Raw genomic sequence first — 14,462 nt, forward strand, 5'->3', positions numbered from 1 at the left:
GAAGAGGGAACACGATAACAATGAAAACGCGCGACAAAATAGTCTACGCGGCACTGGAGTTGTTCAACCAACATGGTGAGCGCAACATCACCACCAATCACATTGCCGATCACATCGAAATTAGCCCTGGTAATCTGTATTACCACTTCCGCAATAAGCAAGAAATCGTTCGTGAGATCTTTGCGCTTTATTCAGCAGAACTTTTAGAAAGATTTACCCCTATTCAAGGCTCACAAGAAAGCCTGACTATGCTGAAGAGCTACCTAGATTCCATCTTTACGCTAATGTGGAAATACCGCTTTTTCTACGCGAATCTACCTGAAATCTTGTCACGAGATGAGCAGTTACATGAGCAGTACATCGATGTGCAAGAAAAGCTGCAAGCGAACCTCATTGCGATCATGCAGGAGTTTGTATCGCTAAAGCTGCTTAATGTTGATCAACAGCAGTTGAAGTCACTGGTGTGTACGTTGCATTTGATTGCGTGTAGCTGGTTGGCATATCAATCTGCAATGGCTTCGAAAACCAGCATCACTGAGCAAATGGTGAAGCAAGGGATGTTGCAGATGCTTAATGTCGTTAAGCCATTAGCAACTGAGCAGGGGTTAGAGCAGCTACTGTTACTGGAAGATGCAGTCAGCAATCTACACAGTTAAACGTCAAACTGCTTAATATTTCTAGAGTCACTCTCATTTTCGAGTCGTGGCTCGAGTTGACTTGTCAAATATGCCACGCACAATAGTCCTCATACCGTTCAGCCCTCTCTGGGATATGACTCTCGATAAAGGAACTATCGCTCCATGAATTACGACATTTTTAATGGCGATGCTGATGGCATCATTGCGCTTCTACAATTACGCTTGGCTGATCCTATCGAGGCTCAGTTAATTACTGGTGTAAAGCGCGACATCAAGCTGGTGGAAAAAGTAGACGTGCAAGCGGGTGATGAGCTAACGGTGTTAGACATTTCGATGGAAAAGAACATGGTAGGCCTAGAGCAAGCATTGGCTCAAGGCGCGCACGTGTTTTACGCCGATCACCATAAGGCGGGTGATATTCCTCAGCATGGCAACTTGGATGCGCACATCGATCTCGATGCCAACATGTGTACGGCGTTGATTGTCGATCAATTGCTAAATGGACGTTTTCACACATGGGCGATTACGGCGGCTTATGGCGATAACATGATCGCGAAAGCAGATGAATTGGCTGACAAGGTCGGATTGTCACACGATCAGAAAGCGCAGCTTAAAGAGCTTGGCACTTTGATTAATTACAACGGTTACGGTTCGAAAGTGGATGACTTACATTTCCATCCAGCGGATTTATACCAAGCCTTGCTGAAGTACACGTCGCCATTTGATGTAATTGAAGATAAAACTTCGCCTTACTACCAACTGCAGTCTGCTTACCAACAAGATATGGATGCCGCTCTGGCAGTACCTGCCACGCATGAGAGCGGTAAGCTGAAGCTGTTCGAACTACCAAACACGGCCGCATCACGTCGAATCAGCGGTGTGTATGGCAACTGGCTGGCAAATCAAAACCCAGATTCTGCTCATGCAGTACTCACCGAAAATGCAGATGGCACTTACACGGTCTCTCTACGTGCCCCGTTGAACAACAAACAAGGCGCCGTTGCCGTGTGTGGACAGTTTCCAACTGGTGGCGGCCGAGAAGCGGCGGCAGGCATCAACACATTAAGCAAAGATGATGTAAGTGCTTTTATTGATGCGGTAGAAACGTACTACGCATAGCATTTGCCAAAATATGAATACAAAAAAGGAGCCGAGTGGCTCCTTTTTTATTATAAGTCGATGAGTCAGATAATCAGCGCTTCAACCAAGATTTCGGGTTTTGCGCTTCACTGTTGCGGCGAATTTCGAAGTAGAGTGATGCGCGATCTTGCCCGCCAGTATCACCCGCAAGAGCGATCACTTCGCCAGCGGTCACGCGATCGCCTTCTTTTTTCGTCAACGCTTGGTTGTAGCCGTAGAGCGTCATGTCACCTTTGCCGTGGTCAAGCAATACCACTAAGCCATAACCGCGTAAATACTCCGCAAACACTACAGTGCCCGGGTAAACGGCTTTCACTTGTTGACCATAATTGGCCGCAAGCACCATGCCCTTCCAGTTTACTTGCCCGGTTTGGCGAGTACCGAAGTTGTGTAATACACGACCTTTGAGTGGCCATGGCAGTTTACCGCGCTGTTTGCCCAGTCCGTCCATTGGCACGGCATTACGCTTAGCCGCTTTGGCGATCTCGGCTTTTAGGCGTGTTTCGTTGCGCTGCAGTTCAGCAAGGTAGCGTTTATCGTTCTTGATACTGCTCTGAATTTTATTCAAGGTTTGCTTACGTTTGGATTGTGTACTTGCCAGCGCCGTACGTTTCTCAGATTGCTGTTTGAGTAACGTCTCGATTTGCTCTTTTTCTAGCTCAAGCTGGTTTTTGTTGTGTGCCAATTCTTGAGTGGTTTTGGTGATTGCATCAATCACTTCAGCACGCGCTTTGGCTAAGTGCTGGAAGTATTGACTCATGCGGTCTTCTTCCACACCTTGATTCAACAAGTGACCATTGGCTTTCGCTCGTTCGGTCACGTAATACGTTTGCAGCAACTGTTTGAGCTCTTCCTCTTGCTCTTGGCGCTGCGCTTCTTGCAAGGCAATTTTCTCTTCTAGCTTGTCTATGTTTTTGTCTGCTTGTGCCAGCTCAGATTTGGTTTGTCTTATTTCGCGCTCAAGTTTAGAAATGCCAAGTTCTTGCTCCTTGAGCGATTTTTGTAGCTCATTGAGTTGCTTTTCTTGGGAAGAGAGAGATTTGCGTTGACGGCTTATCTCACTTGATACGCCTTTGAGCTCTTGTTGACTAGCGGCAGAAGAGGTGAGGGGATATGTGGCAGATAAAGCACAAGTTAATAAAATAGCCGAGCGTAGAACAGGGTGATTTTGTTTTCGCACTTGAGATTTACCTACCACGTTGTTGTCAAAGGTTTGTTGACGATTAAATACCATCTCCATGGATAAAGCTTTGTGATTTACCATTAAAGCCTTGATCCATATCGAGAGAAGGTTTGTCCGTTTTTGGACGACCGACGATTTTCGCAGGAACCCCCGCCACAGTTGTGTGTGGTGGTACTGCTTGCAATACCACAGAGCAAGAGCCGATTTTCGCGCCTTCGCCCACTTCGATATTGCCAAGAATTTTTGCACCTGCACCAATCATCACACCTTCACGGATTTTCGGGTGACGATCGCCGCACTCTTTACCCGTACCGCCTAAGGTAACGTCTTGTAGAATTGAGACGTCATTATCGATAACTGCAGTTTCACCGATGACAATACCCGTTGCGTGGTCGAGCATTATGCCGCTACCAATGCGTGCTGCCGGGTGAATGTCTACCTGACACGCAACCGAAATTTGGTTTTGCAGGTAGGTGGCCAGTGCATGGCGCCCTTGCTTCCATAGCCAGTTTGCCACGCGGTAGCCTTGCAGAGCGTGGTAGCCCTTTAAGTACAGCAGCGGCATAGAGTACATCGAAACTGCAGGGTCGCGATTAACCGTGGCACAAATGTCACAAGCGGCACAATCGGTAATGGTTGGGTCGGCAGAGAACGCTTCTTCTACCACTTCACGTACTGCCATTGCTGGCATCGATGCCGTGTTTAACTTGTTTGCCAAAATGTAGCTGAGCGCGGCACAGAAACTTTCATGCTTGATGATGGTGGCATGGTAAAAGCTGGCCAGCATTGGCTCTTGCTCTGACATTTCGCGGGCTTCTGAGACAATTCTGTTCCAGACTTTTTGTTTTTCGCAGTGTTTCATTCTCAATATCCTGAGTGGTTCTTCCGTGACCCGACAACTTCTATTCTTCTCAGATGAGGTGCGAAGGGGCGTAGAGTGCTACTTTCCTTCGGCTTTTTTGTCACGAGCAAGTAAATCTTGCGCTGCCAGGCGTGCATCCTTCCCTTGATACAATACTTGATAAATTTGATCAACAATTGGCATCTCAACACCCATGCGTTGAGAGAGCATCCATACTTCTTTCGTGTTGCGGTAGCCTTCTACGACTTGGCCAATTTCTTCTTGTGCCGTATCGACGTCTTTACCTTGACCTAGCGCTAAACCAAAGCGGCGGTTACGTGATTGGTTGTCGGTACACGTTAGGACAAGGTCGCCCAAACCAGCCATACCCATGAAGGTTTCTGGTTTTGCACCAAGCGCAGCACCAAGACGACTCATTTCGGCCAAACCACGAGTAATCAATGCAGTACGCGCGTTGGCGCCAAAACCGATGCCGTCAGACATACCCGCACCAATTGCGATAACGTTTTTCACCGCACCGCCCAATTGCATGCCGATAAAGTCACTATTGGCGTACACGCGGAAGGTTTTGCTGCAGTGGATTTTTTCTTGTAGGTCAGCGACAAATTCAGCATCTGGAGAAGCAACTGAAATTGCAGTAGGCATGCCCATCGCGAGCTCTTTGGCGAACGTTGGGCCAGACAATACAGCCAGTGAGTAGTTTTCACCGATAATGTCATAAGCGACGTCTTTCAGCAGACGACCCGTTTCTGGCTCAAGACCTTTGGTTGCCCAGCAGATACGAGAGTCTTCACGTAAGAAAGGCTTACAGCTGTTCAGTACGATGCCAAAAACATGGCTTGGAACCACAACCAATAAATCTCGGCTTGCTTGTACGGCTTTTTCTAAATCCGATTCAATGATCAAGCTTTCAGGGAAATCAACACCAGGTAAGAAAGCGTGGTTCGCGCGATCCGCTTCTAAACGTGCCATGTGCTCAGGCTCGTGTCCCCAAAGGACTACGTTCGCGCCGTTACGAGCGAGTGAGATCGCCAGAGAGGTACCGTATGAACCTGCGCCAATCACCGTCATTGCGATGTCTTTACCGTAAGCATTGTTTGTATTTGCTTGTGTCATGCTACCGCCTAATTATCTTTCTACTAGTAGAATCTAGTTCCTAATCGTCAAATTTTACGCCTTCTGGCGATTAGGAACTAGGAACTTTTGTCAGAAATAAAAAATGCACATTGCATCGGATGGTAGACGCTCTGTGCATTTTATTAGAGTCGGTGACGTCAGCACTCAGGCTATTCGTCACTTACAAAACGTGAATTACGCTTCAGCTTCGCCTTGTTGAGCTTGCTGTTGTAGGTAGTTCATGAATAGCGCGTCGAAGTTAACTGGCGCTAGGTTCAGTTGAGGGAACGTACCTTTAACCACTAGGCTTGAGATAGTTTCACGAGCGTATGGGAATAGGATGTTCGGGCAGAATGCGCCTAGGCAATGTGCAAGTTGGCCTGCTTCCATTTGCTCAGCAGTGAAGATACCACCTTGTTGAACTTCACATAGGAACGCTGTTTCTTCTTCGTTCTTCACAGTTACAGTTAGACGTAGAACCACTTCGTAAACGCCTTCACCAAGCTCACGGCTTTGAGTGTCTAGGTCTAGTTTAACGTCTGGGTTCCATTCTTTTTGGAAGATTACTGGAGAGTTTGGCGCTTCGAAAGAAACGTCTTTTAGGAAGATGCGTTGAATTGCGAAGTTTTGTTGTGCTTCTTGAGGTGCTGCTTCAGCCATTTTTTAATCCTTAAATAAATATTTGTAGAGCCTAGAAACGTCTAAACTCAGAAAACTGGTATGTCCCGAGACTAACTGAGCCAATCTACCTTGACTAGATGAAGCGTGTATTACGTGCAAAGCGTCACAACTTAATGCTTCAACTGCTTTCAATTTGCTCAGTTTATTATCCACGAAGCTTGGCAAAAACAAGCTTGGTGCGTACCTTGTATTTTGCCTCTGCCACGTTATCGAAGCTGCCGGGTATTACTTTTTACCACGTACTAAAGGCAGGTTCGCTTCGTTCCATGCAATCAAGCCGTTCTTCAGTAGGCTTACTTTTTCAAAGCCTGCTTTTACTAATAGGTTCGCGCTTTCTTGAGCGTTTTGCCCTGTCTTGCATACCACAATGATTGGGTCTGATTTGTGGTTTTCAAGGCTACCAAAGTTACCCGCTTTGATATCTGACGGTAAAATGTGAAGTGAGTCGGTGATATGACCTTTTTTGAACTCGTCCTTTGTGCGGATATCCACTACAACGCCGTTTTCACGGTTCATAAGATGAGTCAGTTGGTTTACGTTGATTTCTTTGTATGCGGCCGTCGCTGACTTCACGATGTTCATGATAAAGGCGACAAGAAGACCTACCCAAACCAAAGATAGAATCATGTTCTGTTGGAAAAATTCAATGTACTCTTGCATGTCTTGAGCTCTTACGCTGTTGGCGGAAAAATAAAGCAGGAGTATAGCGGGGTTAAGCCTCTTAGGCGAGAGGGTTAAAATTTTCTAACGAATAATTGAGATCTCTATAAACCCTTTATGTTATTGCCATCCGTGCATTGGACTATGGTAGCTTGATTGTTTTTGCCTATTGGATTTATCGACTTAAGTGACTTTTGTTTTACCGAAAAAAGCGAACAATAGGTACTAACCAATCTTGTTCGATAATGCTTTAAATAAGCGCTGTTTCGGGTGCAAAAACAAGAATCAGAAGCGTAAGAAAACCGAACCTAGACTGGGGTGTACAAAGCGTATTAGGAATGACTATGCTTGTGGAACACGTTTGTCGGCACTGACTCGTTGTTCGCTTAACTTGTAAGATAGCAACAATAAATCGCAAACATTATTTGATCTTAACCTACAGTTTTGGTTAAAAAGTGTAGTAAAATTACGCTAGTTTTGTTTCAAGGTTAGATAGGGCAGCGAGGCCCTACGCCAAAAGTTACTTAAATTTGATGAGGTCATCACTATGTCAGCTAAGAAGCCACTGGCTCTAGTTATCCTTGACGGTTACGGTTACCGTGAAGACACAGCAAGTAACGCAATTGCGAATGCGAAAACACCAGTAATGGATGCTCTGATTGCGAATAACCCACACACTCTAATCTCTGCTTCAGGCATGGATGTTGGCCTTCCTGATGGTCAAATGGGTAACTCAGAAGTTGGTCACACTAACATTGGCGCAGGTCGCGTTGTATACCAAGATCTAACTCGTATCACTAAATCGATCGCTGACGGTGAGTTCGCTGAAACACCAGCGCTTGTTGAAGCAGTTGATGCTGCTGTTAAAGCAGAGAAAGCGGTACACATCATGGGTCTGATGTCTCCAGGTGGCGTACACTCTCATGAAGACCATATCTACGCAGCGGTTGAAATGGCAGCGGCTCGTGGCGCTGAGAAAATCTACCTACACTGTTTCCTAGACGGTCGTGACACGCCACCACGTAGTGCGGAAAACTCGCTACAACGTTTCCAAGATCTATTCGCGAAACTAGGTAAAGGTCGTGTTGCTTCTCTAGTAGGTCGCTACTACGCTATGGACCGTGACAACAACTGGGATCGCGTTCAAGTGGCTTACGATCTTCTGACTCAAGCGAAAGCTGAGTTCACAGCAGAAACCGCCGTTGCTGGTCTAGAAGCCGCTTACGCTCGTGAAGAGAACGATGAGTTCGTGAAAGCGACAGCAATTAAAGCGGAAGGCGAAGAAGACGCAATCATGCAAGACGGTGATGCGGTTATCTTCATGAACTACCGTGCTGACCGTGCTCGTCAAATCACTCGTGCATTCGTGCCTGACTTTGATGGTTTTGAGCGTGCGGTATTCCCGGCAGTTAACTTCGTTATGTTGACTCAATACGCGGCAGATATCCCTCTAGCAATTGCATTCCCACCAGCGTCTCTAGAAAACACGTACGGTGAGTGGCTGTCTAAGCAAGGTCAAACTCAGCTACGTATCTCTGAAACAGAGAAATACGCGCACGTAACGTTTTTCTTCAACGGCGGTGTTGAAAACGAATTTGAAGGCGAAGAGCGCCAGCTTGTTGCTTCTCCAAAAGTAGCCACTTACGACCTTCAGCCAGAAATGAGCTCCCCTGAGCTTACAGAGAAACTGGTTGCGGCGATCAAGTCTGGTAAGTTCGACACTATCATCTGTAACTACCCGAATGCAGATATGGTTGGTCACACTGGCGTTTACGAAGCAGCTGAGAAAGCAATCGAAGCGCTAGATGAAAGTGTTGGCAAAGTAGTTGAAGCAATCAAAGAAGTTGGCGGTCAGCTACTGATCACTGCGGACCACGGTAACGCAGAAATGATGGTTGACCCAGAAACGGGTGGTACTCACACAGCGCACACTAACCTACCGGTTCCTCTTATTTACGTAGGTGATAAAGCGGTTGAGTTCAAAGAAGGCGGCAAACTGTCTGACCTTGCACCAACCATGCTTTCTCTAGCAGGTCTAGAAATCCCAGCAGAAATGACGGGTGAAGTGCTAGTTAAATAATTAACTAACTGCTCAGAATGACAAAAGCCCGAGTTTAAACTCGGGCTTTTTTGTATCTGGCAACAAGGGCTGGTCTGTAAGGTTATTGAACCAAAATGCCAGCACCAATCACAGCTAGGGCTGCGCCCAACCATGCAAATCGGTTTGGTCGGCGTTTAGTGTAAATCCAGAGTAGCGGTAGCAACATAATTGGCGTGGTTGAAGATAGCAGTGCAACCATACCTACATTTCCTTCTTGCAGTGCGTATAAGATCAGCGTCATGCCGACGGCCATCGCCAAGAAACCGTTAAGCGCAGTAATACCAAATATTCGCCAAGTAATGTGTTGTGTCGAGCGAGCGATTTTGCCCCCCAGAACTAACAACATGCTGTGGGCGAAAAATGCACTGATCATTCGAATAGCAGAAGCCGCAACTGGGTCAATACTGGTTTGCATTACTGGCTTGGCGATGATGCCGCCCAATGCTTGGCACATTGCTGCGGTTAAGCCAAGTCCAATGCCCACCCAGATGTTACCTTTAATGTCTTCCAAGACGTTGTTCACTTGGCCTCTTCGACCAAAGAATATCGCCATCACCACGCCGCTAAATACCAAGGATGCGCCCAGTAGTTCTATTGTGGTCATGACTTCGCTAAATAAGAAGTAGCCCAAAATAGCAGAGAATACCGCATGGCAGGAAAACAGTAGTCCGGCTTGTCTTGGTCCCATACGATTCAAGCACGCAAACAGAGCGGTATCACCGATGAAAATTCCAATCAGACCCGACGCCATCATTGGCGTTACATGTTCCCAAGAAACCGTTAACCAGCCGCCAGTTATCCAGGCCATTGTTGATAAGATCACGGCCGTACAGCCCATGCGCCAGCGGCTGTAAGAAAATGCGCCTAGGTGTTGTGCAGGAATGACAGAAATAAGGCTAGAAACTGCCCACAGAAAAGCGGCACATAAAGCAAGCCATTCGTAACCCATGATGTGTCGACGTCCTTGTAGATTTGAGGAGTCTTAATATGCACGAAATTTAATGGATGTAAAAGCTGCTCTGTGAGGGCAATAGCTGGCGAACAGCTCCATGACAACAAGCTCTGTCACGGAGCTTATCGATTAAAACAGCACCAGAACTGCGCCATACACGATAAATAGACCAATCAAACCAAGAATCAGCCCCACTTTCGCCATGTCTTTGCTCTCGATTAGGCCTGTTGAATAAGCCAAAGAGTTTGGTGGCGTGGAAACCGGTAAGATCATGCCAAGTGATGCGGAGAATGCGACGACAACCAGTAAACCTTGTAGGCCACCAACCGCAATAAGGCTTGGCATGGATGTACCAATAGCGGCAGCAATAGGCATTAATAAGTTTGCCGTTGCGGTATTAGACATAAAGTTCGCCATTAACCAACATACGACCGATAGGGCAAAGACAACGGCAAATGGTGATAGTAAGCTGTAATCAATGGCGTGTGCTAATGCTTCGGCTAAGCCTGTTTTGTCTAAGGCAATACCAATTGCGATACCACCAGCAACCAGCCATAGCACGTCCCAGTTAATCAGCTTGAGTTCTTCTTTTCCCATAATGCCCGTTAAGGTGAACACCGCAAGCGGGATAATCGCAACAACATACGTGTTCATGCCGTGCACTTTTGTCGTCATCCAAAGCACAATGGTTAGTGCAAAAGTGATGTAGACGACGATCGCGCGCCAGCTCTTTTTGAACGTACCATCCAGCTTTAGTTTCATTTCTGGTTCGCTGGACGGAAACAGCTTCTGCAACAAAAACCAAGCAACAGTGAGTTGTATCAGCACAAATGGTAGGCCCATTGTCATCCAGGATAGGAAGTCTATGGCGTTTTCTCCGGTGAGGTATTGGAGCGCTATTGCGTTAGGTGGCGTGCCTATCGGAGTTGCAATGCCGCCAGTATTCGCGGCAATTGGAATGCACAGCACCAGCGCTTTAATCCCTAGATCCCCTTTAGGTGCAGAAGCGACGATTGGACCGAGCAGCGCCAACATCATGACCGTCGTGGCAGTGTTGGACATGAACATTGAAAAAACGGCGGTAATGAGCATCAAACCCAGCATGATGAACTTAAGTTGGGTGCCGAATGGTTTTAGTAGTACTCGGGCGAGATTGTTGTCGAGTTCGTATTTGGAAGCCGCGATGGCGAGGGCAAACCCACCCATAAAAAGAATAATGATCGGTGAAGAGAAGGCCGAGAAAATATCTGTGTAAGCAATTAACTCTCCCAAATCATGCCCCGCTGGTGGATTGCGAAATAGATGCAAACCTTTATCCGATATCATGATCAGTTCAAGAGCGATAATAAGAATGGACGTAGCAAAAACGGGGACCGGCTCAAGAACCCAAAGTAGGGCAGCAAGAAGAAAAATAGCCAACAGGCGATGCTGAATTAAAGTGAGATCATCAATAGGAATAGCATCAATCGGCATCATCAAAACACCGAGCGGAATTAAAAAGCACACCAGCAATTTCGCCAGCGTGTTTATACTCATCTTTGGCATTGGCTGCCCCTCTAAATATTCATCCTAAGCGCAGGATAATTGATTGTGGAATGAAGGTCTTAGAGGCAGGTATGAGTTTGAGAAATAGAGGCTAAATTTTGAACGGAATTTTGCTTTTTATCAATAAAAAGAGCCCTTGAGAAAGGGCTCTTTTAACGGGGTTTTGCTTATTTTTTCAAGGCGTAAGGTGTGCCCATTACGGTTGGCTTACCGTTTTCCATACTTGCGTCAAACTCAATCGCGTCTTTGGCAAACAGGTTAATAACAGTAGAACCCAGTTTGAAGCGGCCCATCTCTTCGCCTTTTTTCAAGATCACGGCCTTGTCACCCTCAGCTGGGTAATCCCATTTGTAGACAGTATTGCCACGAGGCGGAGTGATCGTGCCAGCCCACACTTGCTCAATGCTGCCAACAATTGTCGCACCAACAAGCACTTGTGCCATTGGACCAAACTCAGTGTCAAAGATACACACCACACGCTCGTTACGTGCGAATAGATTTGGAACGTTTTCTGCCGTAAGTGGGTTTACCGAGAACAGGTCACCAGGCACGTAAATCATTTGGCGCAGTGTGCCGTCACAAGGCATGTGTACACGATGGTAATCGCGCGGAGACAGGTACAGCGTGGCAAAAGATCCATCTTTAAATTCGTTTGCTAAATTCGCGTCACCGCCCAGCAGTTCTTGCGCTGAGAAGTGATGACCTTTTGCTTGGATAAGTTGACCATCTTCAATAGGGCCAAATTGGCTAACACAAGCGTCGGCTGGGTGAGTGATGACGTTTTCGCCTTCAGAAATTGGGCGTGCGCCCTCTTTTAGCTCACGAACGAAAAACTCGTTGAACGTTTTAAAATGCTTAGGATCTGAGTGCTTCGCCTCATCCATGTTCACATTGTATTGTTTGATAAACCAACGAATAACTGCTGTTGTTAGACCGCCAGCTTTTGCTGAAGCCAGTTTACCCATTAGGCGAGTGAGGCCGTGTTGTGGGATCCAGTACTGCAGTCCAACTTTAAACTTGTCCATCTTTAATTCCGATACTTCTGTTAGATTCGCGCTTTAGGGCGCGTGATGTTACTGAAATTTAATTTGCTTGTCAGTATTAGGTGAAGACTTTTTACACAGTTACAGTCTTAACTTAATTACAGATCGGCTTTCTTATTGCGTGAATACTGACGGTTTGCTTTGTTTTCAACCATGCTTTCCAAAATGCGATGGTAGTTTTCAAAGCGAGTTTCGTTGATTTCCCCTTTCTCAACAGCTTCACGTAGAAGGCAGCCAGGGTCGTCATTGTGCTTACAATCTCTGAACTTACAACCGCCTAAGTATGGTCGGAATTCAACGAATGCTTTCGTTACTTCTTCTGCTTCCAAATGCCAAAGCCCAAATTCACGCACTCCAGGCGAGTCGATCAAGTCGCCACCCGTCGGAATATGATACAAGCGCGCTGCTGTCGTGGTGTGTTGGCCTAAACCTGAGTTCTCGGAAACTTCGCCTTCTTCCACTTCGCTCTCTAGTTCCGGCATTAACGCGTTGACTAAGCTGGATTTTCCTACGCCTGATTGACCAACAAAGATATTAATGCGGTCACGCAGCAGGGTTTCTAGTTCAGCAATGCCTTCTCCCGACTTCTTGCTGACCAGAAGCACTTTATAGCCAATGCGTTCATATTCTTTGAGCCATTCTTCATACATTGCACGATCATCGGCTTCTAGAAGATCGACTTTGTTTAAGACCAGCAATGGTGCGATATTCAGTGTTTCTGATGCTACGAGGTAACGGTCAATAATATTCAGTGATAGCTCGGGCAGTACCGAGGAGACAATGACCATTTGATCAATATTGGCAGCTACGGGCTTTAGGCCATCGTAGTAATCTGGACGAGTGAGCACTGAAGAACGAGGTTCTACCGCTTCAACAACGCCAGAAATGCCAGCCATAGACTCCAAGCCTTCGCGCCATAAAACTCGATCGCCAGATACTAAAGATTCGATACCACGGCGAAGGTTACAGCGTTGAATCTCGCCTGTTTCAAGGTCTTCAATATCCGCGTGCTGGCCAAAACGAGTGATCACGAGACCTTGTTTGCTTGCGCCTAGCATGTTTTCATCCCACTGGATGGACTCTTCTTGCTTTTTTAAACGCTTTTGTTGGTTGCTGCGTACGCGTCGCACTTGACCTTTGGTTAACTTTTTCTTCTTTGCCACAATTCTGTACTTTATGTGAATTTACTCAAATGGTAGAGCCGTGATCTTGGCTCTGAGTGAGTATCGTGTTTCCCGTATTTTGAGGTATAGTACCTCTTTTATCGATAAACAAATAGGCGGCGTAACCATGTCCTTTAGCGATCAAAACCTAATTTGGGTTGATTTAGAGATGACAGGGCTTGATCCTGAAACGCACAAAATCATTGAAATTGCTTCTATTGTCACGGATAGCGAGCTAAATATTTTAGCTGAAGGCCCAGTATTAGCGATTCATCAGCCGGAAGAAGAGCTAGCGAAAATGGACGATTGGTGCACCAATACGCATACGGCAAGCGGCTTGGTGGAACGCGTTCGCAACAGTAAAATCTCAGAACAAGATGCGGTCGCACAAACCATTGAATTCTTAGAAAAATGGGTGCCGAAAGGGGCGTCGCCAATATGTGGTAACAGCATTGGGCAGGATCGTCGCTTCTTGTACAAACACATGCCGGAATTAGAAGAGTTCTTTCATTACCGATATGTTGACGTCAGCACTCTTAAAGAATTGGCGCGTCGTTGGCAACCTGAAGTATTAAATGGGTTCACAAAACAGGGAACACATTTGGCCTTGGACGACATTCGCGAGTCGATTGCAGAACTTAAGTACTATCGTGGTACTATTTTCAAGATTTAACTGTTAAGGTTGCGATCCAAATTGTTGTAATTTATATCGCTTTTGATTGCTTTTTCATCGTTCAGTAAAAAAATAAAGTTTTTTTGAAGGAAGGACTTGCATCACAAAAAAATGCTCTTATAATTCGCAGCCCTAAACAGCGGAAACGTTGTTGATGCGACACTAGCTCAGTTGGTAGAGCGCAACCTTGCCAAGGTTGAGGTCACGAGTTCGAACCTCGTGTGTCGCTCCAGTTTCATAGTTCTCACGGTACTTAACGGTGACACAATACGGACGCGGGGTGGAGCAGCTTGGTAGCTCGTCGGGCTCATAACCCGAAGGTCGTCGGTTCAAATCCGGCCCCCGCAACCAAATTCTATTAATAGCGACTGCTGTTGATATGCGACACTAGCTCAGTTGGTAGAGCGCAACCTTGCCAAGGTTGAGGTCACGAGTTCGAACCTCGTGTGTCGCTCCAGTTTTATAGTTCTCACGGTACTTAACGGTGACACAATACGGACGCGGGGTGGAGCAGCTTGGTAGCTCGTCGGGCTCATAACCCGAAGGTCGTCGGTTCAAATCCGGCCCCCGCAACCAAATTCCATTAATAGCGACTGCTGTTGATATGCGACACTAGCTCAGTTGGTAGAGCGCAACCTTGCCAAGGTTGAGGTCACGAGTTCGAACCTCGTGTGTCGCTCCAGTTTTATAGTTCTCACGGTACTT

The 14,462-nt window shown here is 46.5% G+C and carries 13 protein-coding genes and 5 tRNA genes; 9 read left to right on the forward strand and 9 right to left on the reverse strand.

Annotated features, from left to right (window positions below; translation table 11 throughout):
* The first annotated feature begins 20 nt into the window (after positions 1 to 20).
* Complete coding sequence (locus NL643_RS17615) at positions 21 to 656, forward strand: TetR/AcrR family transcriptional regulator (RefSeq protein WP_005395413.1); 636 nt, start codon at positions 21 to 23, stop codon at positions 654 to 656.
* A gap of 144 nt (positions 657 to 800) precedes the next feature.
* Entirely contained in the window at positions 801 to 1,757 is a 957-nt protein-coding gene (locus NL643_RS17620; protein ID WP_104969882.1) for an acetyltransferase, read from the forward strand.
* A gap of 73 nt (positions 1,758 to 1,830) precedes the next feature.
* On the opposite strand, the gene NL643_RS17625 is transcribed toward NL643_RS17620, so the two are convergent.
* From NL643_RS17625 to NL643_RS17645, 5 genes are all read right to left on the reverse strand, one after another.
* The gene (locus tag NL643_RS17625; RefSeq protein ID WP_047010262.1) at positions 1,831 to 2,976 is read right to left on the reverse strand and encodes a murein hydrolase activator EnvC; all 1,146 of its coding nucleotides are present in this window, start codon (positions 2,974 to 2,976) and stop codon (positions 1,831 to 1,833) included.
* A gap of 25 nt (positions 2,977 to 3,001) precedes the next feature.
* Positions 3,002 to 3,823, reverse strand: coding sequence for a serine O-acetyltransferase (gene cysE / locus NL643_RS17630; protein WP_005395410.1), 822 nt, complete (start codon positions 3,821 to 3,823; stop codon positions 3,002 to 3,004).
* A 78-nt stretch (positions 3,824 to 3,901) separates the two neighbouring features.
* Complete coding sequence (gene gpsA / locus NL643_RS17635; RefSeq protein ID WP_006743122.1) at positions 3,902 to 4,939, reverse strand: NAD(P)H-dependent glycerol-3-phosphate dehydrogenase; 1,038 nt, start codon at positions 4,937 to 4,939, stop codon at positions 3,902 to 3,904.
* Between the two features lie 195 nt (positions 4,940 to 5,134).
* Entirely contained in the window at positions 5,135 to 5,599 is a 465-nt protein-coding gene (gene secB / locus NL643_RS17640; protein ID WP_005395400.1) for a protein-export chaperone SecB, read from the reverse strand.
* Between the two features lie 246 nt (positions 5,600 to 5,845).
* Positions 5,846 to 6,280: a rhodanese-like domain-containing protein gene (locus NL643_RS17645; protein WP_005395399.1), complete on the reverse strand. Its 435-nt coding sequence runs from the start codon at positions 6,278 to 6,280 to the stop codon at positions 5,846 to 5,848.
* Positions 6,281 to 6,827: 547 nt separating this feature from the next.
* Between NL643_RS17645 and gpmM the strand changes: the two genes are divergently transcribed.
* A complete protein-coding gene (gene gpmM, locus NL643_RS17650) occupies positions 6,828 to 8,360 on the forward strand; it encodes a 2,3-bisphosphoglycerate-independent phosphoglycerate mutase (protein ID WP_005395398.1) in 1,533 nt (510 codons plus the stop codon).
* A gap of 82 nt (positions 8,361 to 8,442) precedes the next feature.
* Here the strand turns inward: gpmM and NL643_RS17655 are convergent, their stop codons facing one another.
* The 4 genes from NL643_RS17655 to rsgA form a co-directional block, all read right to left on the reverse strand.
* Positions 8,443 to 9,330 carry a DMT family transporter gene (locus NL643_RS17655; RefSeq protein WP_253644891.1) on the reverse strand — a complete coding sequence of 296 codons (888 nt, stop codon included), beginning with the start codon at positions 9,328 to 9,330 and terminating at the stop codon, positions 8,443 to 8,445.
* Between the two features lie 132 nt (positions 9,331 to 9,462).
* Complete coding sequence (locus tag NL643_RS17660; protein ID WP_253644892.1) at positions 9,463 to 10,878, reverse strand: DASS family sodium-coupled anion symporter; 1,416 nt, start codon at positions 10,876 to 10,878, stop codon at positions 9,463 to 9,465.
* Between the two features lie 167 nt (positions 10,879 to 11,045).
* The gene (asd, locus tag NL643_RS17665) at positions 11,046 to 11,903 is read right to left on the reverse strand and encodes an archaetidylserine decarboxylase (RefSeq protein WP_005395389.1); all 858 of its coding nucleotides are present in this window, start codon (positions 11,901 to 11,903) and stop codon (positions 11,046 to 11,048) included.
* Positions 11,904 to 12,019: 116 nt separating this feature from the next.
* A complete protein-coding gene (rsgA, locus tag NL643_RS17670; RefSeq protein WP_005395388.1) occupies positions 12,020 to 13,084 on the reverse strand; it encodes a small ribosomal subunit biogenesis GTPase RsgA in 1,065 nt (354 codons plus the stop codon).
* A gap of 127 nt (positions 13,085 to 13,211) precedes the next feature.
* On the opposite strand from rsgA, the gene orn reads away from it, so the two are divergent.
* From orn to NL643_RS17700, 6 genes are all read left to right on the forward strand, one after another.
* Positions 13,212 to 13,757 (forward strand): oligoribonuclease, encoded by a 546-nt coding sequence (gene orn / locus NL643_RS17675; RefSeq protein WP_005395387.1) that lies wholly within the window; start codon positions 13,212 to 13,214, stop codon positions 13,755 to 13,757.
* A 156-nt stretch (positions 13,758 to 13,913) separates the two neighbouring features.
* Positions 13,914 to 13,989, forward strand: a tRNA-Gly gene (locus NL643_RS17680).
* Between the two features lie 42 nt (positions 13,990 to 14,031).
* A tRNA-Met gene (locus NL643_RS17685) sits at positions 14,032 to 14,108 on the forward strand.
* 30 nt (positions 14,109 to 14,138) lie between these two features.
* Positions 14,139 to 14,214: transfer RNA gene (locus NL643_RS17690), tRNA-Gly, on the forward strand.
* A 42-nt stretch (positions 14,215 to 14,256) separates the two neighbouring features.
* Positions 14,257 to 14,333 (forward strand) — tRNA-Met (locus NL643_RS17695).
* A 30-nt stretch (positions 14,334 to 14,363) separates the two neighbouring features.
* Positions 14,364 to 14,439 (forward strand) — tRNA-Gly (locus NL643_RS17700).
* Positions 14,440 to 14,462: the final 23 nt, after the last annotated feature.

It is taken from the genome of Vibrio sp. Y42_MX_L11, from assembly GCF_024181785.1.
Classification (GTDB): Bacteria; Pseudomonadota; Gammaproteobacteria; order Enterobacterales; family Vibrionaceae; genus Vibrio; species Vibrio diabolicus.